Source organism: Arthrobacter sp. FW306-2-2C-D06B (assembly GCF_021789175.1).
GTDB lineage: Bacteria > Actinomycetota > Actinomycetes > Actinomycetales > Micrococcaceae > Arthrobacter.
Genome location: NZ_CP084560.1, coordinates 4,228,872 through 4,253,948, shown reverse-complemented (window position 1 = coordinate 4,253,948; position 25,077 = coordinate 4,228,872). Strand labels below are relative to the sequence as shown.

At 62.8% G+C, this 25,077-nt stretch carries 20 protein-coding genes and 3 rRNA genes; 17 read left to right on the top strand and 6 right to left on the bottom strand.

Annotated features, from left to right (window positions below):
- The first annotated feature begins 7 nt into the window (after positions 1-7).
- The 6 genes from LFT47_RS19825 (at position 8) to LFT47_RS19800 (ending at position 6,033) form a co-directional block, all read left to right on the top strand.
- Positions 8-1,105, top strand: a complete 1,098-nt coding sequence (locus tag LFT47_RS19825; RefSeq protein ID WP_236813413.1) for a FecCD family ABC transporter permease — start codon at positions 8-10, stop codon at positions 1,103-1,105.
- Positions 1,106-1,131: 26 nt separating this feature from the next.
- Positions 1,132-2,154 (top strand): FecCD family ABC transporter permease, encoded by a 1,023-nt coding sequence (locus tag LFT47_RS19820; protein WP_236818726.1) that lies wholly within the window; start codon positions 1,132-1,134, stop codon positions 2,152-2,154.
- 1 nt (position 2,155) lies between these two features.
- On the top strand, positions 2,156-2,995 hold the full coding sequence (locus LFT47_RS19815; protein WP_236813412.1) for an ABC transporter ATP-binding protein: 840 nt from the start codon (positions 2,156-2,158) through the stop codon (positions 2,993-2,995).
- On the top strand, positions 2,992-4,101 hold the full coding sequence (locus LFT47_RS19810; protein WP_236813410.1) for a siderophore-interacting protein: 1,110 nt from the start codon (positions 2,992-2,994) through the stop codon (positions 4,099-4,101). The genes LFT47_RS19815 and LFT47_RS19810 overlap by 4 nt, the downstream gene beginning before the upstream one ends.
- A gap of 223 nt (positions 4,102-4,324) precedes the next feature.
- Complete coding sequence (locus LFT47_RS19805; RefSeq protein ID WP_236813408.1) at positions 4,325-5,218, top strand: SGNH/GDSL hydrolase family protein; 894 nt, start codon at positions 4,325-4,327, stop codon at positions 5,216-5,218.
- Positions 5,219-5,220: 2 nt separating this feature from the next.
- Positions 5,221-6,033, top strand: coding sequence for an SGNH/GDSL hydrolase family protein (locus LFT47_RS19800; protein ID WP_236813406.1), 813 nt, complete (start codon positions 5,221-5,223; stop codon positions 6,031-6,033).
- Positions 6,034-6,162: 129 nt separating this feature from the next.
- On the opposite strand, the gene LFT47_RS19795 is transcribed toward LFT47_RS19800, so the two are convergent.
- Both LFT47_RS19795 and LFT47_RS19790 read right to left on the bottom strand, forming a co-directional pair.
- On the bottom strand, positions 6,163-6,447 hold the full coding sequence (locus LFT47_RS19795) for a YciI family protein (protein WP_236813404.1): 285 nt from the start codon (positions 6,445-6,447) through the stop codon (positions 6,163-6,165).
- Between the two features lie 61 nt (positions 6,448-6,508).
- Positions 6,509-7,168, bottom strand: coding sequence for an NADPH-dependent F420 reductase (locus LFT47_RS19790; protein ID WP_236813402.1), 660 nt, complete (start codon positions 7,166-7,168; stop codon positions 6,509-6,511).
- Between the two features lie 94 nt (positions 7,169-7,262).
- Here LFT47_RS19790 and LFT47_RS19785 point away from each other — a divergent pair, with 94 nt between their 5' ends.
- Positions 7,263-7,742, top strand: coding sequence for a MarR family winged helix-turn-helix transcriptional regulator (locus tag LFT47_RS19785; RefSeq protein ID WP_236813400.1), 480 nt, complete (start codon positions 7,263-7,265; stop codon positions 7,740-7,742).
- A gap of 94 nt (positions 7,743-7,836) precedes the next feature.
- A complete protein-coding gene (locus tag LFT47_RS19780) occupies positions 7,837-8,598 on the top strand; it encodes an SGNH/GDSL hydrolase family protein (RefSeq protein WP_236813398.1) in 762 nt (253 codons plus the stop codon).
- Here the strand turns inward: LFT47_RS19780 and LFT47_RS19775 are convergent.
- Genes LFT47_RS19775 through LFT47_RS19765 form a run of 3 tightly spaced genes read right to left on the bottom strand, consistent with a single transcriptional unit; the run spans position 8,595 to position 11,462 of the window.
- The gene (locus LFT47_RS19775; protein WP_336885422.1) at positions 8,595-9,446 is read right to left on the bottom strand and encodes an FAD:protein FMN transferase; all 852 of its coding nucleotides are present in this window, start codon (positions 9,444-9,446) and stop codon (positions 8,595-8,597) included. The two genes, LFT47_RS19780 and LFT47_RS19775, sit on opposite strands and share 4 nt — an antisense overlap.
- Positions 9,430-9,996, bottom strand: a complete 567-nt coding sequence (locus LFT47_RS19770; protein WP_236813396.1) for an FMN-binding protein — start codon at positions 9,994-9,996, stop codon at positions 9,430-9,432. The genes LFT47_RS19775 and LFT47_RS19770 overlap by 17 nt, the downstream gene beginning before the upstream one ends.
- Entirely contained in the window at positions 9,993-11,462 is a 1,470-nt protein-coding gene (locus tag LFT47_RS19765; RefSeq protein WP_236813394.1) for a ferredoxin reductase family protein, read from the bottom strand. The genes LFT47_RS19770 and LFT47_RS19765 overlap by 4 nt, the downstream gene beginning before the upstream one ends.
- Before the next feature lie 428 nt (positions 11,463-11,890).
- On the opposite strand from LFT47_RS19765, the gene rpmB reads away from it, so the two are divergent.
- The 9 genes from rpmB (at position 11,891) to LFT47_RS19720 (ending at position 23,931) form a co-directional block, all read left to right on the top strand.
- Positions 11,891-12,127 carry a 50S ribosomal protein L28 gene (rpmB, locus tag LFT47_RS19760; RefSeq protein WP_078107326.1) on the top strand — a complete coding sequence of 79 codons (237 nt, stop codon included), beginning with the start codon at positions 11,891-11,893 and terminating at the stop codon, positions 12,125-12,127.
- A complete protein-coding gene (gene rpmG, locus LFT47_RS19755) occupies positions 12,127-12,294 on the top strand; it encodes a 50S ribosomal protein L33 (protein WP_003798558.1) in 168 nt (55 codons plus the stop codon). The genes rpmB and rpmG overlap by 1 nt, the downstream gene beginning before the upstream one ends.
- A 2-nt stretch (positions 12,295-12,296) precedes the next feature.
- A complete protein-coding gene (rpsN, locus tag LFT47_RS19750; RefSeq protein WP_028267656.1) occupies positions 12,297-12,602 on the top strand; it encodes a 30S ribosomal protein S14 in 306 nt (101 codons plus the stop codon).
- Positions 12,603-13,255: 653 nt separating this feature from the next.
- A 16S ribosomal RNA gene (locus LFT47_RS19745) occupies positions 13,256-14,778 on the top strand.
- A 559-nt stretch (positions 14,779-15,337) separates the two neighbouring features.
- Positions 15,338-18,477: ribosomal RNA gene (locus tag LFT47_RS19740) — 23S ribosomal RNA — on the top strand.
- 142 nt (positions 18,478-18,619) lie between these two features.
- Positions 18,620-18,736, top strand: a 5S ribosomal RNA gene (rrf, locus tag LFT47_RS19735).
- Together the 16S, 23S and 5S rRNA genes form the textbook arrangement of a ribosomal RNA operon.
- 665 nt (positions 18,737-19,401) lie before the next feature.
- Positions 19,402-19,686: an HU family DNA-binding protein gene (locus LFT47_RS19730; protein ID WP_184739845.1), complete on the top strand. Its 285-nt coding sequence runs from the start codon at positions 19,402-19,404 to the stop codon at positions 19,684-19,686.
- Between the two features lie 106 nt (positions 19,687-19,792).
- Complete coding sequence (locus LFT47_RS19725; RefSeq protein ID WP_236813392.1) at positions 19,793-21,958, top strand: cytochrome c oxidase assembly protein; 2,166 nt, start codon at positions 19,793-19,795, stop codon at positions 21,956-21,958.
- Positions 21,958-23,931, top strand: coding sequence for an NHL domain-containing thioredoxin family protein (locus LFT47_RS19720; protein WP_236813390.1), 1,974 nt, complete (start codon positions 21,958-21,960; stop codon positions 23,929-23,931). The genes LFT47_RS19725 and LFT47_RS19720 overlap by 1 nt, the downstream gene beginning before the upstream one ends.
- 56 nt (positions 23,932-23,987) lie before the next feature.
- Here LFT47_RS19720 and LFT47_RS19715 read toward each other — a convergent pair whose 3' ends face one another.
- Positions 23,988-24,980, bottom strand: coding sequence for a hypothetical protein (locus LFT47_RS19715; RefSeq protein ID WP_236818721.1), 993 nt, complete (start codon positions 24,978-24,980; stop codon positions 23,988-23,990).
- Positions 24,981-25,077 lie beyond the last annotated feature (97 nt).

The following is a 25,077-nucleotide window of genomic DNA, read 5'->3' as shown; positions in this document are numbered from 1 at the left end:
GCCTGACATGACACAGAGTACGACGACGGCGGGCCCACCTTCCGTGGGCGGAACCGCGCGCGAACTGGCAACCGGTGACCCTCAACGCGCCTCCAAGGGGCAACACCTGCCAGTTCGCGCGAAGGCCGCTTGGCTGTTGGCCGCCGTCGTGGTTCTTGTGCTTGTCTGCGCAGCCTCGCTCGCGATCGGCGCGCGGGGCATGTCCCTTGAAACTGTGTGGCAGGCACTCACGCGGTTCAATCCCGACGACGGCAACCACGCCGTGGTCCACACCCGCATTCCACGGACCGTGCTCGGTTTGGTGGCCGGGGCTGCGCTTGGCCTTGCCGGCGCCGCAATGCAGGGCGTCTCCCGCAACCCCTTGGCTGACCCGGGCATCATAGGCGTCAACGCGGGGGCGGCACTGGCCGTCGTCGCGGGTATCTACCTTTTCGGTATCTCAGGGGCGAGCGGCTACATCTGGTTCGCCTTCGTCGGCGCCGCCGCGGTCGCCGTCGTCGTCTACCTGATCGCTTCGATGGGACGGGACGGTGCGACGCCGGTGAAGCTCGCTTTGGCGGGGGCGGCGCTGAGTGCGGGGCTTTACTCGTTGATGAATGTCATCCTGGTTTCGAGCCAGGACACGCTGGATCGCTTCCGTTTCTGGCAGGTCGGCGGAATTGCCGGCCGCGACTGGTCCGTGATCCTGACCGGCCTGCCTTTCCTGCTGCTGGGGGCGTTGATCGTCCTGGGCAGCGGCCGGATCCTCAACAGCCTGGCGCTCGGCGACGACGTTGCCCGCGGACTCGGCCAGAACGTGGCCCTGGCCAGGGGCGTGGCCGCGCTCGGCATCGTGCTGCTGTGCGGATCAGCCACCGCGCTGGCCGGTCCCATCGGATTCGTCGGGCTCGTTGTTCCACACGCAGTGCGTTTCTTTACCGGCCCGGACTACCGCTGGATCCTGCCGTTCTCGATGGTTCTCGCACCGGCCCTCCTTATTGTTTCGGACGTGGTCGGCCGGGTGGCGCTGCTGCCCGGCGAAGTCCCCGCCGGCATCATGACGGCCATCGTCGGGGCTCCCGTCTTCGTGTGGCTCGTCCGCCGGGGCAAGGGGGCCTCACTGTGAGCGTCACGCGGCGGAAGCCCCGCAGCATGACCGCGCTCCTGGGCGCCGGCGTCGTTGTCCTCTTTGCGGTGACCGTGCTCCTTGGCAGCTACACGGTCACCATCCCCGATTTCTTCAGGATCCTCGCTGCCCACCTGACAGGCGGCGAGAAGATCCCCGGCGCAAACTTCATCGTCATGGAAAACAAACTGCCCCGGGCCGTGCTGGGAATCCTGATCGGAGTGGCCTTCGGCCTCTCCGGCGGGCTCTTCCAGACCATGCTCCGCAACCCGCTCGCAAGCCCCGACGTTATCGGCATCAGTTACGGGGCGAGTGCTGCGGCGGTCCTGGCCATTGTCGTGTTCGGCGCGTCCGGTGCCGCTGTGTGCGCCGCTGCGCTCGCCGGGGCGATCGGCGTCGCGCTCCTCATTTACGCCATTTCGCGAGGCAGCAGCGGTTCAGGTGGCGGGTCGGGCAGCCGGCGCGGGAATGCGGCAGGCAACCGCCTGATCCTCGCCGGCGTTGGTATCGCCGCCGCATTGGCGGCAGTGGTGAACTTCCTTATGACCCGGGCGGACATCCGGACAGCCTCCGAGGCCCTCATTTGGCTCAACGGTTCCTTGAATTCGGCCAATTGGGAGCGTGTGGGCGTCCTCCTCGCCTCGCTCGCAGTCCTTGTTCCCGCACTGGCCATCCTCGCGGGACCGCTGCGCATGCTCGAACTCGGGGACGATGCCGCGGCCGGACTGGGAATCCGCGTGAACGCCGTGCGTTTCGGGCTGGTGATTACCGCCGTCGGGCTCGCAGCAGTGGCGACGGCGGCTGCCGGGCCGGTTGCGTTCGTCGCATTCCTTGCCGGGCCGATCGCCCGACGGATGGTCGGGCGGCCCAGCCTGCCGGCGTCGGCGTTCACTGGCGCCCTCATTGTCCTGGCGGCCGACTACTTCGCATACAACGTGGCGCCCCTGATTCTGGGCGGCACCGTCCTGCCGGTCGGCGTCATTACCGGCGCCCTCGGCGCTCCATTCCTGTTGTGGCTCCTGGTCACGTCCAATCGAAAGGAAGCCTGACATGGCACAACTGAGCGCACACGGCTTGACGCTCCAATACGAGCAACGACGGGTGGTCGAAGGACTCTCGACGCAGATCCCCGAAGGCAAAGTGACCATGATCGTGGGTGCCAACGCCTGCGGAAAATCCACGTTGCTCCGAGGGCTGTCGAGGCTCCTGAAGCCGAGCGCCGGCGTCGTCACCTTGGATGGCAAGGACATCCACTCCCGCCCGGCCCGTGAACTCGCCCGCACGCTCGGCCTACTTCCGCAGCACCCCCTTGCCCCGGATGGCATCACCGTCCGCGAGCTCGTGGGCCGCGGACGCTATCCGCACCAAGGATTCTTCCGCAGCTGGAGGACTGGTGACCGGTCTGTGCATGATCTGGCCGTTCAGCGCGCGCTCGAATCCACCGCAACGTTGGAGTTGGCTGAACGGAACGTCGATGAACTGTCCGGCGGCCAACGACAGAGAGTGTGGATCGCCATGGCCCTTGCGCAGGAGACGGACGTCCTGCTGCTCGACGAACCCACCACCTACCTCGACTTGGCACACCAAGTGGAGGTGTTGGATCTGGTGACCGATCTCAACCGCAACCGCGGAACCACCGTGGCAATCGTGCTGCACGACCTCAACCTGGCAGCGCGATACGCGGACCACGTCATCGCGATGAAGTCCGGGGCAATCGTCGCCGAGGGGCCCGCGCTTGTAGTGCTCACCGAGGACTTGGTCCGCGACGTCTTTGGCCTGGAGTCCCGGGTGGTTCCAGATCCAATTTCCGGCACCCCGCTCATTCTCCCGATCGGCCGGCACCACACCGCCGCTCCCTCAACACGCATCGAATTGGAGTTCGCCTCATGAACGCAGACACAGGTGTGCGAAACGCCATCACGGAGCCGATGACCCTCGCCTTCGACGTCACCATCACCGCCGTCGAGGATCTCGGACCCAATTTCCGCCGCATCACGTTCGGGGGATATTGCCTGCGCGGATTCGGTGTTTCAGGGAACACCCTGGACTTGCGTATCAAACTCATGATTCCCTCGCTCGATGCCGACGGTCGCCCGCTGCCCTTGCCCGCCTTCAATACGTGCGACGCCGGTTGGTACCGAGAGTGGTTGGCGATGGACCCCGCGGTACGCGGTTCGATGCGGACCTACACCGTGCGGAACGAGAGGCTCGACGCCGTCTATCCGGAGATCGACGTCGACTTCGTGATGCACTTCGGCGACACCGACGGCGGCACCGACGGCGGTGGCGCGGCGGGGTCCGACGTCGACGGCGGTTCGGCTTACCCGACGGGCGGGCCCGCGGCCAACTGGGCGCTCGGCGCGAAACCCGGGGATTCCATCACCATCATCGGGCCCAACAACCGGGCAGCCCACTGCGTCACCGCAGAGACATACTCCGGCATCGAATGGCGTCCCGGCTTGGCGCAGCGGGTCCTCCTTGCCGGCGACGAAACGTCGGTCCCCGCGATCAGCGCGATCCTGGAATCCTTGCCTGCGGGAATCACCGGCCATGCCTTCCTCGAAGTACCCGAGGCCGGCGATTTCCAGGACCTCGCCACAGACGCCGACATTGAAATCACGTGGCTCGCGCGTGGCGCGGCCCTCGGCCGGTCCCGGCCCCACGGCGAGCCGCTGAAGGAAGCCGTCCGCGGAGCTGTACCCGTCCCCGGTTGGGTGGGCATCATCTCGCTCGACGGCGCCGCCGGCCCTGAGCCCGAAGACGTCAATGTGGACCAGGACATCTTGTGGGACACCCCGCTGCGCATGGACACGGCCGCGATCGAAGCGAGCCGTAACCCGGGCCTTCCTGCCGGCGCCTTGCCGTTCTACGCCTGGATCGCAGGGGAGGCCGGGGTCGTCAAGGAGCTGCGCCGATATCTCGTCAGGGATGTGGGGATCGACCGGAAGCAGGTGGCGTTCATGGGCTACTGGCGCAAGGGGAAAGCCGAACTCTAGGTCGCCCCTGGCGACGCCCGCTCACGTATATCGTCACTTTCCCTGACGCTCGCTCACGTATACAGCCAAAAGCCGGAACGCCCGCTCACCTCATGTGAGCGGGCGTTTGCCCGAAACACGCCATAGGTGAGCGGGCGTTCGGTCAAAATGGCTCATAGGTGAGCGGGCGTCGAATTAACCTGGGCTTTGCCGGGGGGCAACCGGGCGGGGCTACGCTGGCGTGGTGGCTGGGAACGTGCTTCATGCTGACCAGAACGGACGACGGCGGTTTGTTGCCTTGGGCGATTCCTTCACCGAGGGCGTGGGGGACCGGAACGAGGCCCTGCCGAACGGCGTCCGGGGCTGGGCCGACCGCGTTGCCGAGAAACTCGCCAAGGCCGAACCTGGCTGGGAGTATGCGAATCTTGCCGTGCGGAGCAAGCGCCTCCGGCATGTCGTTGAGGAACAGTTGGGCCGGGCACTGGCCATGGAACCGACGCTCATCACGCTTTACGCAGGTGGCAACGACATCCTGGATTTCGGCACGGACATGGACATCCTCATGGCCGAGTACGAAAGGCTCGTGGCCCGCCTCGCAGCCACGGGAGCCACGTTGGTCTTGTTCACGGGGTACGACGTCAAGGTCTCGGCCGTGCTGGAACCCTTCAAGAAGCGGAACGCCCTGTACAACGAACGCGTCCGCGAACTGGCCGCCAAGTACGGGGCCGTGCTGGTGGACTATTGGTGCCTTGACGCCTACCACGACCGCCGGATGTGGGCCTCAGACCGCCTCCACATGTCCAAGGCTGGACACAAATACATGGCGTCGCAGGTCCTGGACCACCTCGGCGTACCCCACAAGTTCTCGCCCAAGGACTGGGAACCGCCACAGCGGCTCAAGCTTCGCGACTGGGAACGTCGCCAGCGCCGCTGGGTGAACGACTGGGTCGTGCCCTTGTTCGGCCGGAAGCTTCGCGGCGTCACGCTCGGCGACAGCCTGGGCCCACGCTGGCCGGAGCCCGTGAAGGTGCCGCGGAAGGCCGGGCTTCGGAAGCTCGCAGAACGCCAAGCCGCGGCAGCTGCCACCGACTCGGGAAGCAAGGCGCGAGGAACAGCCCAAAACAACGGGGGGACATGACCATGGCCACACATACACCGCTGCGATTCGTCGCGGTCGGAGATTCCTTCACCGAAGGCGTCGGCGACACCGACCTTCGCCTCCCCAACGACTGCCGCGGCTGGGCCGACCGTGTGGCTGAGGAACTGTCCAGGCACCGGCCCCAGACGCAGTACGCCAATCTGGCCCTCCGCGGCCGTCGGCTCAGGCAGATCGTCGTTGAACAACTTGAGCCGGCGCTCGCGATGGCTCCCACGCTCGTCAGTTTCCACGCCGGAGGCAACGATCTCCTCGGCGCACGACTGGACATGCGCCTGCTGGTCCGCGGGTTCGAGGACGCCGTTGCCCGGATCGCGCAAACTGGTGCCCAAGTCCTGCTGTTCACCGAGTACAACGTGCCGCTCTCGCCGGTGTTGGAGCCGCTTAAGCTGCGCACGGCCGTCTTCAACAAACACATCCGGCGCATTTCCGCAGCCTACGGAACACTTCTGGTGGACCATTGGTGCTTCGAAAAGTACCAGGACCGCCGCATGTGGGCTCCCGACCGGCTGCACATGTCCGGCATCGGACACGAATACATGGCCAAGAAGGTCTTGGAGGTGTTGGGCGCCCCGCACTCGCTGGGTTCACCGGTGCTTGGGCCGCTGCAACCGCGGAGCCGCGCCGCCATAATGGCCGACGACGCCGCGTGGCTTCGGCGCGATGTGGCACCCTGGCTTTCGCGTCGTCTCAGGGGAGTTTCGAGCGGCGATCACCTGAGCGCGCGGTGGCCGGCCCTGATGCCGGTCGTCTTGCCGGAGCGCTTGGGGACTTACCCTGAACCGGTCCGGATTTGAAGCGTCAGCGTCACGCCTGACAACTTTTTGGCTGCGGACGGGCATCGAAGCCGCGAATTTCCGGGGTTTTCGCCGAGTCGAGGCGCCAAAAATGTGCTCTGCGTGACGCCCCATACGCCCCCAACCTGACTAGTCCAACAGGTTTTCGAAACCCGTGGACGCCGTGGTGACCGTGAATTCGATGATCTCGAAGTCGGCCACCCCGTTGATGTAGAACGGATCCGTAGCCAGGGAAGCGTCCAGCGTTGCACGGTCGACGTTGGACAATAGCACGCCCCCGATGGCCGGAACGCGACGTCCGGACGCAACGAAAGTGCCGGCGTCGAACGCTTCTTTGACCCAATCCATGTGTGCTGGGCGGTGGAAATCGACGATCTCGTCGGGAACTTTGTAGGTCAGCGAAACCACGAACATGCCGCCCAGCCTACAACGCGGAGGGCGGCCAAAACGGGCCGCCCTCCGAGAGCGCAATGAACTACGGCAGGAGCTTGACCGCGGAGTTCCAGTTGTAGTCGGGGTGGGCGTCGCTGACCTGCAGCGTCATGACGAGCAACTGGAAGGCTTCGAGCTCACGCGAGCGGCGCAGCGGGCCGACGTTGACCGGGCGCAGGCCAGCACCTTTGACGAAGTCGACGACGGCGGCAGTCGCCTCGGCGTCGTCGCCCGCGACCAGCACATCGAGGGTCTGGCCGTCCACTTCGCCGTCCGCGAGCGTGGCCGCGAAGACGGTGTTGAACGCCTTGACCACCGACGCACCCGGGGCCAGGGCCTGGAGTTCTTCGGCCGCCGAGGTTCCGGCGGGGACAGTGAGGGAATCGAAGGTTTCGAAGTTCACGGGGTTGGAGATGTCCACGATGGTCTTGCCGTTGAGCGCTGAGCCATAGGAACTAAGGACTGCTTTGGAGGCGTCGAACGGAGCGGCCAGCACCACGATGCTGCCTTCCACGGGGGATCCGGTGATGCCGGAAGTTCCGTTGACCGTTGCCGCAAGCGCAGCAGCAGAGCTTGCATCGCGGCTGAGGATCTGGACGCTCTTGCCTGCCACGGCCGCGCGGGCCGCAATGCCGGACGCCATGTTGCCGGTGCCGATGATGGTGATGGCAGCCATTGTTGTTTCCTTTGCTTGAGTGCTCATGATCGGGTTACATTCATTTACTTGAAGCTTCAACTAAAACAATAACGGCCTTAAGTTGAAGTGTCAAGCATTAATTTCCTTCTAAGATGAATCCATGACCGAACCGCGCTGGCTCAACGCCGACGAACGCCGTGCCTGGCTGGCCCTCTTGAGCATCAACACCCTGCTGCCGGCAGCCCTGGACACCCAACTGCAGGCGGCCGGCAAATTGTCGCTGTTCGACTACAACGTGCTCGCCATGCTGTCCGAAGCGGAGGGGCGTTTCCTGCCCATGAGTGAGCTTGCCGCCCGCACCAGCGCTTCCTTGTCCAGGTTGTCGCACGTTGTCACCAAGCTCCAAGGACGCGGTTGGGTGGAGCGCGAGGCCCATCCGGGTGATGCCCGTGTCACCGTGGCGCACCTGACGGAGGCCGGCATGGACACCATCGTGTCCCTCGCCCCGGGGCATGTGGATGCCGTCCGCGCGTTGATGCTGGACGCCATGACCGACGACGACGTTGCGGACCTCGCGCGGATCGGCGAGAAGATCGTGGCCCGCCTGGACGACGATCACTGGATCCTGCGCGAACACTGAGCCGCGCCCGCTGAGCCGGCAAACACGGTCGCCGTACGCTGCGCATCCGGCGCCGCGCGTGACGGCCGCCCCGCACTGATGAAAGACTGGCGCCATGGATTTTTCTGCCCGGTATGTGGCATTGGGTGACTCGTTCACCGAAGGACTTGGCGACGCCGACCCCTCGCGACCTAACGGAGTCAGGGGATGGGCGGACCTCGTTGCCCAGCAGCTGGCCCGAAGCAACGACAATTTCGGCTACGCCAATTTGGCCATCCGTGGCAAGAAGCTCCGGCAAGTCATGGCAGAACAGGTGGACGCCGCCGTCGCGCTTCAACCAACGCTGGTGACCCTGTACGCGGGAGCAAACGACATCTTCCGCCCCAAGGTCGATATCGACAGGCTCATGGAGGACTACGAAGCCGGTATTGAGAAACTAAGTGCCACTGGCGCTACGTTGCTTCTCTTTACGGGTTTCGACGCCCGCAGTTCCAAGGTTTTCGGCACCATGCGCGGACGCACCGCGATCTATAACGAGTTGCTGCGGGAAATCGCCGAAAACCACGGTGCTTTGGTGGTGGACTACTGGCGCTTCAGCGAATACCACGACTGGCATATGTGGGCGCAGGACCGGATGCACATGTCCACTGCTGGTCATATCAACATGGCCAACCGGGTCCTGGCGGTCCTGGAGCACGAAGGTTCCCTCGAGGTCCCGCCTCCCGTCACACAACCACAGCTTGCGCGGGTGGAAGCGTTGCGGGCCAACGCGCGTTGGGCCCGTGAACACGCCGCACCGTGGGTCGTCCGCCGCGTTACGGGCAAGTCCTCAGGTGATGGCCTCAGCCCGAAGTACCCCCAGCTCACCCGTCCCTAACTGTTCCGGGCAGCAACGTTCCGGAAACCCGGTGTCGCAAGCAGTCCGCCGTCGTTCTTCACAGCGAGCACGTCCACGTCCCAGTGGGAGGTCGCCAGCGTGAGGGCCCCTAGGCCGCCGGCCATGATGGCCGTGGCCAGTACATCGGCCGTGATGATGTCGGCAGCTGCCACCGAAACCTGGCGGAAGCCCTTGTCCCGCGTCGCCGGGAGGCCGGCTGACCAAATGTGGTGGCCGCGTTCGCTGGTTCCTGAGGTCGCGAGCGCCTGCTTGCACGCGTCACTGAGCGGAAACGCGGTCAGAACCGTCGTCCGATCCTGCGGGTCAACGATCCCTGCGAGCCACGACTGCACGCTGCCCGGCGTCGGCGAACCGTGTACCAGGACGTCCCCGCCGGCATTGAGGCACCAATCCTTCAGGCCGAGTGCGAGCAACGACGTTCCGGCTTCCCGGATGGCATGTGCCTTGACGATCCCCGCCAAGTCCACGACGCCGTCGGGCCGTTCCGCCGTGAACGCACCTTCGGTGAGGTTGCGCCATTCGGCCGCCTCGACATACAGCCGTCGCATGTCCGTAGATGCGTCCTTCAGGGCCAGCTCGCCGCGCGCCATCGCACTTGCCTCCGAGTCGGGACGGTAGAGACTAAACGTCCGGTCCAAGGCGTTGAACAACTGCTCGACGACGGCGGTTGCCGCCTCGAGCTCTTCTACCGCAGCTTGGGGGGCCGTCCCTGGAGCACGTGGGATTGCGATGCTCACCACGGTGCCCATGCTCGTGAACGTGCGGGAAGGAAGGCGGGGCTCCGCACTGCCCGGTCCGCGCGCGTTGGGCTTAGAAATGGGCTGCATCGAGGGCCGCCTGGAGCGATGTCAGATAGGCCTCGCTGGTAAAGGTGGCGCCGCCAATGGTCTGCACGTTCGCCGATTGGGCGCTCAGCACTTCGGATCGCAGAAGGGGTGCAGCCCTGGCGCTGATCTGGACGGATCGTTGCTCTTGGTCAGTCAGATGCAGGGCTGTGACATCCGTGATGACGCCGGCCTTGATGGTTACCTGGACCTGGACTGTTCCGAAGCGCGTCTCCACTGCCGTTCCTGCGTAGGTGCCGCCCGCCTTGGCCGTGGCTCCCAGGGTGGAGCTGGAACTCGAGCCCGTGCCGGAAGTGGAGCCTGTGCCGGAACTCGAGCCTGCTCCGGTTCCCGAGGACGATCCGGAAGCGCTGCTCCCGGTGGTTCCATTCGCCGTCGAGCCCGTACTGGGGGCGGTTCCGCCGGCGGTTCCGGCTGAGGAGGTCGTGACCGCCGATGCGTTCGATTCCGCCACGTGCGCGCCCGCCTGCCAACCGACGAGGAGGATGGCCGCCGACGCTAGCGCTGCTGAAATTCCTGCCCTGAGTCTCACCAGTCAAACCTTTCGTAGTGGAGTTGCTCCTCCCGCACGCCGGACCTTTTCGCCTCGGCCAGCACCTGGCGGGCCCAAGCGGAAGGGCCGCAGATGTAGACATCCGCATCAGTGATGTCCGGAACGAAGTCCCGCAACTGCGAGGTGCCGGCAGAGGCAGGCAGCCAGGCGCTTTGAGGATTCGCCGACCGCGGGCCGGTCAGGTGGAAGAGCGTGGCACCGCGCTTCCGGCACAATTCCAGGATCTCGTCGCCAAGGAATAGCTCTTCCGTGCTGCTGCCGCGCAACAAGACGGTCGCCTGGCCGGGCCCGAAGGGCGTGGATTCCAGGAGGGCACGGAGGGGCGTGATTCCGATTCCTGCGCCGATCATGACGACGTGTTCCCGGCTGCGGGCCGCCGAGCTGAAGACACCGTAGGGGCCTTCGATGGCTACCTTGGTTCCTGGTTTGAGCGAAGCCAAGCGGGCCGAGCCTGCACCCAGATTCCGGACAGTGATCCTCAAGGTGGGTTGCCGCGACGATTTCCCCACCTGTGGTTCCGCGGACAAGCTGAACGGATGCGCCTGCCACCACATGCCGGGAGCGAGGAAGCGCCACACGAAGAACCGGCCGCCGTTTCCCGACAATTCGTTCAATCGCAGGCCGCTCATTTCGATGCTGAAGACGCCGGGCGCAAGGGGCACCACGCGCCGCACCGTCAGCTGGTGCCGGTAGGTGGCTATCACCGGTTGGGCAATACGGAACCAAGCCAGCGCCGAGCCTGATCCAATGTAGAGCAGCAGCCAGTACCAGCGCTGCCAGGTTCCTTCGGCGAACAAACCGCCCACACTGAACTGGTGCGGAAGGGCTACCGCCACCGCCAAATACGTGAGCAGGTGGACGAAGTACCAGAATTCGTAGGGAAAGCGGCGCCGAACAGCCACAAGCGAGGTGACCACCACGGCAATGAACAATGCCATGGATACGAATGCCAGCCACATATCGGGTACCAGCGTCCAGAGCGCGACAGCCTCGCTCACGGGATTCAGGCCTTCGGCCATGCCGTAGCCGGTCGCCAGGAGAAGTCCGTGCGCCAGCAACAGGTAGAGCGCCGGTTTGCCTAGCTTCCGGTGGAACTCCAACGCCCTGTCGTGTCCCACCGCGCCGTCCACGAACGGCAGGCGTGCCGCGAGGAGAAGCATCAGGAAGACCAGATCCATGCCGGCAAGCCCGGCCAGGATCCCGACGGCGGTAACCGCTTGGGTGAGGTTCCCGACGGACGACATCCCGCCGTCGGCGAGCCACAACGCCAAGGCCGCTGCGAGGGAAGCCCACAGCGCAACGGTGAGCATGTCCGTCCGGAACATGCGTCGGCGATGCTGCGCAGCGAACCTTCCCTTGGTGGATTTACGCCCAGCGGGCGCTGGAGGCTGACCCGGGGACATACCCACACGTTGGCCTGGGGAGGCGAGGAGTTGTGACTTCATGTCTCAAGATTGAACTCTCAACCTTTCGTTCTCCTGTGAAGGGCCTTGCCCCCGCTTATGAGTTGATCACTTGGTTCTTATACACCCGATTGGTCTTAATTTCCCCCAGCCCCTAGACTTATTAGGCGCTAGGTGGCGCGGAGCGTGTGCAATTGCTCCGGTTGGCGGTGACTGTTGGCAACAACAGGAGATCCGCGGGCCGGTAGTTAGGGGCTCAAGTTGCGTGCATTCCAGTATTCGCCCAGTATTCCGGCCTGTTGTCCGGACCCACTACCTTCGCCGCAGCGGTGATCTTTGGCTGGTTTCAGCCGAGGGATCCAGCCCGCGGGAACTACCGAAAACGGTGTGGACTGGTTGCGGACGTCGCCTATTGCACGGGAAGCAGGAACTCTGCTGGCCGTTTCATTTTATTTTTTAGGAGAGTCGTCATGGCAGCAAACTGCCAGGTGACCGGAGCCGAGCCGGGCTTTGGACACAGCATTTCGCACTCGCACCGCCGCAACAAGCGTCGGTTCGACCCCAACATCCAGAAGAAGCGCTACTGGGTTCCGTCCCTGCGCCGTAATGTCACGCTGACCCTGTCGGCCAAGGGCATCAAGACCATCGACGTTCGCGGCATCGACGCAGTCGTCGCCGAAGTTCTGGCTCGTGGGGTGAAGCTCTAGTGGCAAAAGACAAGGACGTACGTCCGATCATCAAGCTGAAGTCGACTGCGGGAACCGGTTACACCTACGTAACCCGCAAGAACCGTCGTAACGACCCGGACCGCCTGGTCCTGAAGAAGTACGACCCCAAGATCCGCCAGCACGTCGAATTCCGAGAGGAGCGCTAAACATGGCTAAGAAGTCCAAGATTGCTCGCAACGAGCAGCGCAAGGTCATCGTTGAGCGTTACGCTGCCAAGCGTCTCGAACTGAAGAAGACCCTGGTTGACGCCAACGCGACTGACGAAGCACGCGAAGAGGCTCGCCTCGGCCTGCAGAAGCTGCCCCGCAACGCCTCGCCGATCCGTCTGCGTAACCGCGACATCATCGACGGCCGCCCGCGCGGTACCTTCCAGAAGTTCGGTATCTCCCGTGTCCGCTTCCGCGACATGGCTCACCGTGGTGAGCTCCCGGGCATCACCAAGTCTTCCTGGTAATCCAGAAGCACTAGAAGGGTCGGCAACCGTTTGGGTTGCCGGCCCTTCTTGCGTTTAAGGCGCCGGTTCCGGGTTTTGCCGTGGGGGTCTCTTTGCTTTGCGATTAAGTGGTGCAGCACACAGGGCCGATTTACGACGCCGGCGGCTTCTTTTTGCGTGCAACCGGCTGTCCTGTCCCGGATTACCGCGGTTCTTGCTCGCCTGAGGCGTGATTTGCGCCGGGTCTTGGGGGTGTGTAAAGTAGTTCGAGTCGCCGCCGCTGATGCGGAAAGATAGCGACCGACCCCCTCTGATAAACGGCCTGGAAATGGCGTGCTGGTTAGCGTGCTGTGGATGGGTGGGGACCCCTGTTGAGCAGTGAATCGCGGAAACGCTGATTTGCTTGATCTTGGCAGTTCTGGTAAGTTTGGGAAGTTGCTCCGGAGCGAGTCTGGGCCCTTTGGGGTGTGGGTGGTGCCGGGTGTGTCTGTTGTTTGAGAACTCAATAGTGTGCCAAGTTTGTTGATACCGATTTTTTATTAAATTGGTTGTTTTGGCTGGTCCTGTGTCACCTCCGTGGTGCGGGGCTGGTTTTTTACAGCTGGTTTCAAATTTTGTGCAGCCGTTCTGCCGTTATTTCCGGTGGTTGTGGTTGTGTCTGTTTTTGTTTTACTTCAACGGAGAGTTTGATCCTGGCTCAGGATGAACGCTGGCGGCGTGCTTAACACATGCAAGTCGAACGATGATCTCCAGCTTGCTGGGGGGATTAGTGGCGAACGGGTGAGTAACACGTGAGTAACCTGCCCTTGACTCTGGGATAAGCCTGGGAAACTGGGTCTAATACCGGATACGACCGCTCACCGCATGGTGTGGTGGTGGAAAGCTTTTGCGGTTTTGGATGGACTCGCGGCCTATCAGCTTGTTGGTGGGGTAATGGCCTACCAAGGCGACGACGGGTAGCCGGCCTGAGAGGGTGACCGGCCACACTGGGACTGAGACACGGCCCAGACTCCTACGGGAGGCAGCAGTGGGGAATATTGCACAATGGGCGGAAGCCTGATGCAGCGACGCCGCGTGAGGGATGACGGCCTTCGGGTTGTAAACCTCTTTCAGTAGGGAAGAAGCGAAAGTGACGGTACCTGCAGAAGAAGCGCCGGCTAACTACGTGCCAGCAGCCGCGGTAATACGTAGGGCGCAAGCGTTATCCGGAATTATTGGGCGTAAAGAGCTCGTAGGCGGTTTGTCGCGTCTGCTGTGAAAGACCGGGGCTCAACTCCGGTTCTGCAGTGGGTACGGGCAGACTAGAGTGATGTAGGGGAGACTGGAATTCCTGGTGTAGCGGTGAAATGCGCAGATATCAGGAGGAACACCGATGGCGAAGGCAGGTCTCTGGGCATTAACTGACGCTGAGGAGCGAAAGCATGGGGAGCGAACAGGATTAGATACCCTGGTAGTCCATGCCGTAAACGTTGGGCACTAGGTGTGGGGGACATTCCACGTTTTCCGCGCCGTAGCTAACGCATTAAGTGCCCCGCCTGGGGAGTACGGCCGCAAGGCTAAAACTCAAAGGAATTGACGGGGGCCCGCACAAGCGGCGGAGCATGCGGATTAATTCGATGCAACGCGAAGAACCTTACCAAGGCTTGACATGAACCGGTAACGCCTGGAAACAGGTGCCCCGCTTGCGGTCGGTTTACAGGTGGTGCATGGTTGTCGTCAGCTCGTGTCGTGAGATGTTGGGTTAAGTCCCGCAACGAGCGCAACCCTCGTTCTATGTTGCCAGCGCGTGATGGCGGGGACTCATAGGAGACTGCCGGGGTCAACTCGGAGGAAGGTGGGGACGACGTCAAATCATCATGCCCCTTATGTCTTGGGCTTCACGCATGCTACAATGGCCGGTACAAAGGGTTGCGATACTGTGAGGTGGAGCTAATCCCAAAAAGCCGGTCTCAGTTCGGATTGGGGTCTGCAACTCGACCCCATGAAGTCGGAGTCGCTAGTAATCGCAGATCAGCAACGCTGCGGTGAATACGTTCCCGGGCCTTGTACACACCGCCCGTCAAGTCACGAAAGTTGGTAACACCCGAAGCCGGTGGCCTAACCCTTGTGGGGGGAGCCGTCGAAGGTGGGACCGGCGATTGGGACTAAGTCGTAACAAGGTAGCCGTACCGGAAGGTGCGGCTGGATCACCTCCTTTCTAAGGAGCACCATTATCGCTTCCTGTCCTGCCGCATGGCGGGGTGGGGGGTGTGTGGAAGCAAAGCCCATTGCGCAGGCGTCTGTTCTGCGGTGGGTGCTCATGGGTGGAATATCAGCAGATAGCGGCCGGTTGGTTCTTTCCTGCCCCTAGTACGGATGCTTTCGAGTGTTTTGGAACGGTGCGGGTGGGGGTTGTCCGGTTTTCGTGTTTGGCACACTGTTGGGTCCTGAGGCAACAGGGCCGTGGCGTGGGAGTGTGTGGCCTGTTTGGGTTGCGTGGTTCCGTGGTGCGGGTTTGTGTGTTTCTGGTTTCCTGGCTGCATTGTTTCCGTGCGTTTGGTGGTTGTCCCTTTTTGGGTGGCCGGTGCGGGGGGTGTGGTACGGGGTTGTTGTTTGAGAACTACATAGTGGACGCGAGCATCTAGGCACGCGCATGGTCATTGTCTCCTTTTTTGGGGGGTGGTGGGGTGTGTGTGTCTTACAGCAATTTCTTTTTATGAACCCGGCCCTTCCTTGTGGGGGGTCTGGTTCTCTCGAGAAGTTTTTTGATCTTGTGTGGTCAAGTTTTTAAGGGCACACGGTGGATGCCTTGGCATTAGGAGCCGAAGAAGGACGTAGGAATCTGCGATAAGCCTGGGGGAGTTGATAACCGAACGGTGATCCCAGGATGTCCGAATGGGGAAACCCCGCCAGACGCGTTTTGCGTGATCTGGTGACCCGCATCTGAACACATAGGGTGCGTGGGGGGAACGCGGGGAAGTGAAACATCTCAGTACCCGCAGGAAGAGAAAACAAGAGTGATTCCGTTAGTAGTGGCGAGCGAACGCGGATGAGGCTAAACCGTTCCATGTGTGATAGCCGGCGGGCGTTGCATGGGCGGGGTTGTGGGACTTTCCGTACTGGTTCTGCCGGACCGGTGGGGTGAGAGCATGGACATAGGTGAACGGTCTTGAAAGGCCGGCCGGAGAGGGTGTTAGCCCCGTAACCGTAATGTTGTGTGCCGCCTGGAGAGGATCCCAAGTAGCACGGGGCCCGAGAAATCCCGTGTGAATCTGTCAGGACCACCTGATAAGCCTAAATACTTCCTAATGACCGATAGCGGACCAGTACCGTGAGGGAAAGGTGAAAAGTACCCCGGGAGGGGAGTGAAACAGTACCTGAAACCGTGTGCTTACAATCCGTCGGAGCCAGTCTGATTCTGGTGACGGCGTGCCTTTTGAAGAATGAGCCTGCGAGTTAGTGTTACGTCGCGAGGTTAACCCGTGTGGGGTAGCCGTAGCGAAAGCGAGTCTGAACAGGGCGAGTGTAGTGGCGTGATCTAGACCCGAAGCGGAGTGATCTACCCATGGCCAGGTTGAAGCGACGGTAAGACGTCGTGGAGGACCGAACCCACTTCAGTTGAAAATGGAGGGGATGAGCTGTGGGTAGGGGTGAAAGGCCAATCAAACTCCGTGATAGCTGGTTCTCCCCGAAATGCATTTAGGTGCAGCGTTGCGTGTTTCTTGCCGGAGGTAGAGCTACTGGATGGCCGATGGGCCCTACAAGGTTACTGACGTCAGCCAAACTCCGAATGCCGGTAAGTGAGAGCGCAGCAGTGAGACTGTGGGGGATAAGCTTCATAGTCGAGAGGGAAACAGCCCAGACCACCAACTAAGGCCCCTAAGCGTGTGCTAAGTGGGAAAGGATGTGGAGTTGCGAAGACAACCAGGAGGTTGGCTTAGAAGCAGCCATCCTTGAAAGAGTGCGTAATAGCTCACTGGTCAAGTGATTCCGCGCCGACAATGTAGCGGGGCTCAAGTACACCGCCGAAGTTGTGGATTTCAGATAGTAGACAAGCCTTCGTGGTTCAGTCGTCTGGAGTGGTAGGGGAGCGTCGTGTGGGCGGTGAAGTCGCGGTGTAAACCAGCGGTGGAGCCTACACGAGTGAGAATGCAGGCATGAGTAGCGAAAGACGGGTGAGAAACCCGTCCGCCGAATGATCAAGGGTTCCAGGGTCAAGCTAATCTGCCCTGGGTAAGTCGGGACCTAAGGCGAGGCCGACAGGCGTAGTCGATGGACAACGGGTTGATATTCCCGTACCGGCGAAGGACCGCCCATGCCAAGCGGGGGATACTAACCGCCCGGAGCCTGCCCAATCACCCTTGTGGTGTGCGGGTTTTGGCCGAGCGCGGGACCTGATCCCGGGAGGTAAGCGTATTAACAGGTGTGACGCAGGAAGGTAGCCGGGCCGGGCGATGGTTGCCCCGGTCTAAGGATGTAGGGTCAGCGATAGGCAAATCCGTCGCTGTGTCTTTGATGACGTTCCTGAGATCTGATGGGACCCCCGTCATGGGGGGATCCGGTGATCCTATGCTGCCTAGAAAAGCATCGGCGCGAGGTTCCAGCCGCCCGTACCCCAAACCGACACAGGTGATCAGGTAGAGAATACCAAGGCGATCGAGAGAATTATGGTTAAGGAACTCGGCAAAATGCCCCCGTAACTTCGGGAGAAGGGGGGCCCCAACCTTGAACACCACTTGCTGGTGGGAGGGGATCGGGGCCGCAGAGACCAGGGGGAAGCGACTGTTTACTAAAAACACAGGTCCGTGCGAAGTCGCAAGACGATGTATACGGACTGACTCCTGCCCGGTGCTGGAAGGTTAAGAGGACCGGTTAGCCGCAAGGCGAAGCTGAGAATTTAAGCCCCAGTAAACGGCGGTGGTAACTATAACCATCCTAAGGTAGCGAAATTCCTTGTCGGGTAAGTTCCGACCTGCACGAATGGAGTAACGACTTCCCCGCTGTCTCAACCATAAACTCGGCGAAATTGCAGTACGAGTAAAGATGCTCGTTACGCGCAGCAGGACGGAAAGACCCCGAGACCTTTACTATAGTTTGGTATTGGTGTTCGGAGTGGCTTGTGTAGGATAGGTGGGAGACGTTGAAGCCCGGACGCCAGTTCGGGTGGAGTCATCGTTGAAATACCACTCTGGTCACTTTGGACATCTAACTTCGGCCCGTGATCCGGGTCAGGGACAGTGCCTGATGGGTAGTTTAACTGGGGCGGTTGCCTCCTAAAAAGTAACGGAGGCGCCCAAAGGTTCCCTCAGCCTGGTTGGCAATCAGGTGTCGAGTGTAAGTGCACAAGGGAGCTTGACTGTGAGAGAGACATCTCAAGCAGGGACGAAAGTCGGGACTAGTGATCCGGCGGTACATTGTGGAATGGCCGTCGCTCAACGGATAAAAGGTACCTCGGGGATAACAGGCTGATCTTGCCCAAGAGTCCATATCGACGGCATGGTTTGGCACCTCGATGTCGGCTCGTCGCATCCTGGGGCTGGAGTAGGTCCCAAGGGTTGGGCTGTTCGCCCATTAAAGCGGTACGCGAGCTGGGTTTAGAACGTCGTGAGACAGTTCGGTCCCTATCCGCTGCGCGCGCAGGAAATTTGAGAAGGGCTGTCCTTAGTACGAGAGGACCGGGACGGACGAACCTCTGGTGTGTCAGTTGTACTGCCAAGTGCACCGCTGATTAGCTACGTTCGGATGGGATAACCGCTGAAAGCATCTAAGCGGGAAGCTCGCTTCAAGATGAGATTTCCATACACCTCGTGTGTGAGAGGCCCCCAGCCAGACCACTGGGTTGATAGGCCGGATGTGGAAGACAGGACTAAAGACTGTTGAAGCTGACCGGTACTAATAGGCCGACAACTTACACCACACAAACACGATCACTGCTTGCGTCCACTATGTGGTTCCCGAACAACAACCCGTTCCGGAACAAACCACAACTGAATAACAACACCACAGTTGTAACCACCAGTCTTCCCACCCCGCACCCGTGCGGGGACGGGTAACAAGGTTACGGCGGTCATAGCGTGGGGGAAACGCCCGGTCCCATTCCGAACCCGGAAGCTAAGACCCACAGCGCCGATGGTACTGCACCCGGGAGGGTGTGGGAGAGTAGGACACCGCCGGACAACCATTAACGGCCGGGCCCCGACACACACGTGCCGGGGCCCGACCCATTTAAACACCCACAACACACCCCCACCCCCAAAACCCCCGCCCAGATATCCGGCCCCTTTGGCAGACCCCGGCTCACGTATGAACGGTTTCCACGGACCCCAGGCCTCCCCCGCCCTCAGCAGAAGTGAGCAGGCGTCCGGCTAGAGCCCGGGATATGTGAGCAGGCGTCCTGCTAGAGCCCGGGATATGTGAGCGGGCGTCCGGCTAGGGCCCGGGATATGTGAGCGGGCGTCCGGCTAGGGCCCGGGATATGTGAGCGGGCGTCCGGCTAGGGCCCGGGATATGTGAGCGGGCGTCCGGCTAGGGCCCGGGATATGTGAGCGGGCGTCCGGCTAGGGCCCGGGATATGTGAGCGGGCGTCCGGCTAGGGCCCGGGATATGTGAGCTCGCGTCCGGTCAGGACCCCCCATATGTGAGCTAGCGTCCGGAGCCGGGGAGTTCGCCCGCGGCGGAATTGACCCCCAAAAGCGCCCGAAATAGGGTGAATTTGGTCAAAAAAGCGCGGAAACACGCGGAATTTGCTGGCCGGGCCGTCCCAAGCTGGTAAGTTTTCGAACAGTGGCTCGCACACATGCCGTGTGTGAGCTCCAAAATCGTAAAGTCCAGGAGGACACAAATGGCTAAGAACCGTAGCGAACTGGTTTCCGAGGTAGCTGGCAAGGCTGGCACCAGCCAGGCTGCAGTCAACTCCGTGCTCGATGCCCTGTTCGAAGTTTTCGAGACTTCCGTCGCCGCTGGCGAGAAGATCACCATTCCGGGCTGGCTCGCCATCGAGCGCACCGACCGCGCCGCCCGCACGGGCCGCAACCCGCAGACCGGCGAGACCATCCAGATCGCCGCTGGCCACAGCGTCAAGCTGACCGCCGGCTCCAAGCTGAAGGCAGCCGTCGCCAAGAAGTAGGACACTTCGGCGAACGCCTAGGAAAGGCGGCAATCTGCGGGTTGCCGCCTTTCTGCTTTAATCCGCCCGATTCGCCGCGCCGCCGACGTTAGCGGACAATGGATAGGTGCCATCCGCCAAAACTCCCGCCACTGCCCCTTCGCCCGCTTCCAAGCCGGGAACCAAGGCAGGCGCTGCCGTGGAAGGGATCTCCTTGCCGTGGCAGCTTGCGGGCTTCGCTGCGCTCTTCCTGGCTCTCGCGGGTGCTCTGATCTTCTCCGGCGCTTCAGCCGCGCGGCAGGTCTCTGACCCGGGCGCCTTGGTCCGCTGGGGCCTGCCCGTCGCCAAATCGATTCACAACGTGTCCTTGGCGACTGTGATCGGCGGACTGATCTTCGCCGTCGTGATCCTTCCCAAGCACATATCCCGATCCAAGGGCGACGACGCCCCAGAGCACCCCGCATTCACGCGCGCCTTGGCAGTAGCGGCAGCAGCAGGCGCAGCCTGGACTCTCTCCGCCGTCGCGGTCCTTGTGCTGACGTACGCGGACGTGGCCGGGCAGAGCCTCTCCGGGGACGCGCAGTTCACCGCTTCTCTCGTCTACTTCATGACGGACATCCAGACGGGCCAGGCGTGGCTCGCGGTGACGATCATCGCCGCGATTGTCACGACGGCGTTGTTCGGCGTCCGCTCGTTGGCGGGACTCGCTTTGACGCTTGTCCTGGCCCTGGGCGGACTGGTGCCGAGCGCACTGATCGGCCACTCCGCGAGTTCCAGCGACCATGAGGGCGCCATCAATTCGCTTGGCCTTCACTTAGTGGGCGTATCCACCTGGGTGGGCGGCATCATCATGCTTGCGGTCCTCTCGAGCCTCCTGCGGGGTTCCAAGGCAACAGGTACCAAGGACATTACGGAGCAGACCCTCCGCCGGTTCTCCGCGTTGGCCGGCTTTGCCTTCGTCCTCGTCTTCGCGTCGGGCGTCGTTAACGCGAGCATCCGCGTCACAAGCTTTTCGGCTTTGGTCGGCACCCCCTACGGGCAGATCATCCTGGCAAAAGCGCTGGCCACGATTGTCCTCGGCGGTATCGGGTTCATGCACCGCCAGTGGGTGATTCCGCAGCTGGGCCGCAAGTCGATGACCACGCGTCGCGTGCTGTGGCAGCTGGTGTTGGTTGAACTTCTGGTGATGGGCGCGACGTCGGGACTCGCCGTCGCGCTGGCCAGTTCGGCGCCGCCGCTGCCCACCACCTACGCGCCGGACGCCTCGCCGGCCTTTATCCTGTCCGGTTACGAGCTGCCGCCTGAACTGACGCCCGCCCGCTGGTTGACCGAGTGGCGCTTCGACTGGCTTTGGGTGGCCGTGGCCCTCTTCGGCGCGGCGAGCTACATCCTTGGCGTGGTCAAGGTCCGCCGCCGCGGCGACTCCTGGTCCTGGTTCCGTGCCGTGAACTGGATGATCGGCCTGCTGGTCCTGACCTACATCACGTCCGGACCGCCGTCGGTCTACGGCCGCATACTGTTCTCCGCGCACATGGTGGACCATATGGCATTGACGATGGTGGCGCCCCTGTTCCTGGTCCTGGGTTCGCCGGTGACCTTGGCATTGCGGGCCCTGCCGTCACGCGGCGAAGGGTCGCGCGGGGACGGCTCCCGTGGCCTTCGTGAGTGGCTCCTGGTGTTTGTTCACTCGAAGTTCTCCCAGGTGGTGACGCACCCACTGTTTGCCGCCGCGAACTTTGCCGGTTCGATCGTTCTGTTCTACTTCTCGGACGCCTTCGGCTGGGCGATGCGTGAGCACGTCGGGCATGAGCTGATGAACCTGCACTTCCTGCTGACCGGCTACATCTTTGTCCTCACCATGATCGGCACCGACCCGCTGCCCCGACGGGCGCCCTACCCCATGCGTTTGCTCCTCTTGCTCGCCACGATGGGCTTCCACGCATTCTTCGGCGTGTCCATCATGGGAGGCACCGGGCTTCTCGCAGCCGACTACTTCGGCAACCTCGGCCGGACCTGGGGCCAATCGGCGCTGCTGGACCAGCAGACAGGCGGTGCCGTGGCCTGGGGAATCGGCGAAGTTCCCACCTTGCTGGTGGCGATCGGCGTCGCGGTCATGTGGTCGCGTTCGGATGAGCGGGAGACCAAACGCACCGACCGGGCGGCGGACAGGAATAACGACGCCGACCTTAATGCTTACAACGATATGTTTGCGCGGCTTGCAGACCGCGATGCGAAACTGATTGATCGGGACGTCAAGCAGCCCGAAAGCAAGACCAACCTGGAAGGACGCTGATGAGCGAATCCGTACGCACCCAACTGCGTGTCCGCGCCTCTGAACTCGTGGGCCGTGGCTGGCTCAACACCGGTGGCAAGACCCTGGACTTGGAAGCGCTGCGCGGCAAGATCGTGCTGCTGGACTTCTGGACGTTCTGCTGCATCAACTGCCTGCATGTCCTGGATGAGCTGCGCCCGCTCGAGGAAAAATACTCCGACGTCCTGGTCACCGTGGGCGTGCACTCTCCCAAGTTCGAGCACGAGGCCGACCCCGTGGCCCTCGCATCCGCTGTGGAGCGCTACGAAATCCACCACCCCGTTCTGGACGACCCCGAGCTCGCCACGTGGAAGGCCTACACGGCCCGCGCCTGGCCGACGCTGGTGGTTGTGGATCCTGAGGGATACATCGTGGCGCACCTTTCCGGTGAGGGCCACGCAGACGGCCTTGCGGTGCTCCTCGAGGAGCTGGTGGCCGAGCACGAAGCCAAGGGGACCCTCCACCGTGGTGACGGCCCCTACGTCGCTCCGGTCCCGACGTCGGGCACCCTGCGCTTTCCCGGCAAGGCGACCCAGCTGGACAACGGCAACTACCTGGTCGTCGATTCCGGCCACCACCGTTTGGTGGAACTTCGTCCTGACCTCGAGACTGTGGAGCGTGTCATCGGCTCCGGAACCAAGGGGTACCTCGACGGCGCGGCGGAAATTGCCCAGTTCAACGAGCCGCAGGGCGTGGCGGTCCTCCCGTCGTCGCTGGCATGGCAGCTTGGGTACGAAGCAGTGGTCGCGGATACCGTGAACCACCGCCTCCGCGGCGTCACGCTCAGCTCGGGTTATGTGCAGACAGTTGCCGGCAACGGCGTTCAGCGCTTGCTCGACGCCGGCCCTGCCCGGGTGACGGAAAGCGGTGCCGGCGTTTGGGCTGAACACCACGACGCCGGTCCGGCTGACTTCGCGGCCGACGCGGTCGACGTCGGGGTACTGGGTGTCGGGGCCGGAGTGTCCCTGTCCTCGCCGTGGGACGTCGTGTGGAGCGAGAAGCTCCAGCGGATCGTCATCGCAATGGCCGGCACACACCAGATCTTTGCCTTCGAGCCTCTCAGCGGCGAGGTATCCATCCTGGCCGGATCGGGCCTTGAAGGTTTGCTTGACGGACCCGCCGAGGAAGCCTGGTTCGCCCAGCCTTCCGGCCTGGCCGTGGATGCGGACGACAACATCTGGGTGGCCGACTCCGAGACCTCGGCGTTGCGGCGCCTGGTCCTTGGCGAAACTGGCGTGACCGTTGAGTCTGCCGTGGGCAAGGGCCTGTTCGATTTCGGTTTCCGGGACGGCGAGGCCACGGCGGCCCGCCTGCAGCACCCCCTGGGTGTCACAGTGCTCCCAGATGGCTCGGTCGCCATCGCCGACACCTACAACGGTGCCGTGCGGCGCTACGACCCCGCGACAAAGGCAGTGTCCACCTTGGCGCGGGGGCTCGCCGAGCCGAGCGACGTCGTCGTGGTCTACCCGGAAGGCGGCGAACCGCTCCTGGTGGTCGTCGAATCCAACAAGCATCAACTGGTCCTGGTTCCCATCCCCAAGGAAGCCCAGCAGGTGGACGAGGGCGCATCCCAGACGCAGCGGCCCAAGAGTCCAGTGGCGCCAGGGAACCTGGAGCTCATCGTGCGCTTCACGGCCCCGACCGGCCAGAAGCTCGACGACCGCTGGGGCGACCCGACCCAGCTGAAGATTTCGTCGACCCCGCCCGAGCTGCTGCTTTCGGGTGGTGGCACGTCCGTGGGGCTGCTGCGGACCCTTGAGCTGTCTGCCGACGTGCCTGAGGGGATCCTCCACATCACGGCACGCGCGGCTGCGTGCGATGGCCCGGAGACCGATGACGGCGAAATCCCCGATCACGCCGCGTGCCACCTCTACCAGCAGGACTGGGGCATCCCCGTGGTCCTGCAGGCCGACGGCGACTCCGAGCTGGTGCTTGACCTGCGCGGGATGGACTAGGCAGGTGCTGGCGCGGCTTGAGCCGCGTCACGCTGGGGCGCGGGCCGCCGTCGAAGCTAGAAGCTCACCAGCGGCGTGACCGTGATGGTGTCCGCGCCTATGTCCAGCCGGGTGGTGAAGCTGAAGTCGTGAACGGCGCTGAGGTCGCCCACTTGCCCGCTGAAGAGGTCGATTTCGCGGGCTGTTACCTTGGCTTTGCCGTTGAGGGGCGCCACAACCCACTGGCCGTTAAAGGGGTCGATGCTGACCTTGGGATACTCCGTGATCTGCCATTTGATGGTGCCATCCACCACCCGGCTGTTGGTCACGTGGTAGAACGGGCAGTCGGGCTGGAGCTTTTGTTGCTTGGTGGCGTCAGCGGCGCAGGTGTCCAGGAATTCCTTGACCTTGTCGCTCACCACCTTGATCATGGCGTCCGTAGGCTTTGTCAGAAGGTTGAGGGGTGCCTGAGGCAGGGCGCCGGTAGTCACCGAGGTGCTGGTAGTCGGCGCAGAGAAGTATTTGCCGGCGAGGCTGGCTTCGTACTGGCCGGGGTAGAAAACGGCAAAGCTGTTGCGGCCGTTGGGCAAGTTCACCGGGACGCCGTTCAGGTTCGCCTCGTTGGCGTTCACCACGGTGACCTCAATGGTCGGCAAGGATGACGGCACGAATGACCACTTTCCGAAGAACAGCCACTCGGTGCCCGTCCGTTCCAGCAGGAAGTCCGAGTGCAGGGCCTTGCCGTCGATCTGGTAGTCCATGGGGACCGTCACCCGGTTGCCGCCACGGGATTCGGCGTTGCCGAGCTTGATATCGGTGATCTTCGACGCCGCCGTCTGCAGGGCGGTACCGTCCAGCATGGCCGCATTGGCGTTGGGCACGGACGCGTGCAGGAGCCCGAGGGCTTCCCCGCCGTGCCCCTTCTGCAGGGCAGAGAGGTAATCTCGAACTTGCTGCTGCGGGCTGGCTATGGAGTTGCTCACCAGGTTGATCGAAACGACCGCCGCGGCCACAGCAAGCATCAGACCGAGCAGCCACCCGGCCGCGGTCTTGACCAACGCTTGACTCAACTGCACGCCCTTTACGTTACCCGCCGGTTCAGCGATACACCGGCATCCTTCCCTCACGTGACGGCTGAACATGCCTTGAGGGAAGGGCCCGACGGCG

What these genes read in the sequence shown, in the direction of transcription:
- LFT47_RS19780 (WP_236813398.1), top strand. Translation starts at nt 7,837, where the DNA reads ATGGATTTTTCTGCCCGGTATGTGGCATTGGGTGACTCGTTCACCGAA.
- LFT47_RS19785 (WP_236813400.1), top strand. Translation starts at nt 7,263, where the DNA reads ATGACCGAACCGCGCTGGCTCAACGCCGACGAACGCCGTGCCTGGCTG.
- LFT47_RS19790 (WP_236813402.1), bottom strand. Translation starts at nt 7,168, where the DNA reads ATGAGCACTCAAGCAAAGGAAACAACAATGGCTGCCATCACCATCATC.
- LFT47_RS19825 (WP_236813413.1), top strand. Translation starts at nt 8, where the DNA reads ATGACACAGAGTACGACGACGGCGGGCCCACCTTCCGTGGGCGGAACC.
- LFT47_RS19810 (WP_236813410.1), top strand. Translation starts at nt 2,992, where the DNA reads ATGAACGCAGACACAGGTGTGCGAAACGCCATCACGGAGCCGATGACC.
- LFT47_RS19775 (WP_336885422.1), bottom strand. Translation starts at nt 9,446, where the DNA reads ATGCAGCCCATTTCTAAGCCCAACGCGCGCGGACCGGGCAGTGCGGAG.
- LFT47_RS19820 (WP_236818726.1), top strand. Translation starts at nt 1,132, where the DNA reads ATGACCGCGCTCCTGGGCGCCGGCGTCGTTGTCCTCTTTGCGGTGACC.
- LFT47_RS19795 (WP_236813404.1), bottom strand. Translation starts at nt 6,447, where the DNA reads ATGTTCGTGGTTTCGCTGACCTACAAAGTTCCCGACGAGATCGTCGAT.
- LFT47_RS19730 (WP_184739845.1), top strand. Translation starts at nt 19,402, where the DNA reads ATGGCTAAGAACCGTAGCGAACTGGTTTCCGAGGTAGCTGGCAAGGCT.
- LFT47_RS19720 (WP_236813390.1), top strand. Translation starts at nt 21,958, where the DNA reads ATGAGCGAATCCGTACGCACCCAACTGCGTGTCCGCGCCTCTGAACTC.
- rpsN (WP_028267656.1), top strand. Translation starts at nt 12,297, where the DNA reads ATGGCTAAGAAGTCCAAGATTGCTCGCAACGAGCAGCGCAAGGTCATC.
- rpmB (WP_078107326.1), top strand. Translation starts at nt 11,891, where the DNA reads ATGGCAGCAAACTGCCAGGTGACCGGAGCCGAGCCGGGCTTTGGACAC.
- LFT47_RS19815 (WP_236813412.1), top strand. Translation starts at nt 2,156, where the DNA reads ATGGCACAACTGAGCGCACACGGCTTGACGCTCCAATACGAGCAACGA.
- LFT47_RS19800 (WP_236813406.1), top strand. Translation starts at nt 5,221, where the DNA reads ATGGCCACACATACACCGCTGCGATTCGTCGCGGTCGGAGATTCCTTC.
- LFT47_RS19765 (WP_236813394.1), bottom strand. Translation starts at nt 11,462, where the DNA reads ATGAAGTCACAACTCCTCGCCTCCCCAGGCCAACGTGTGGGTATGTCC.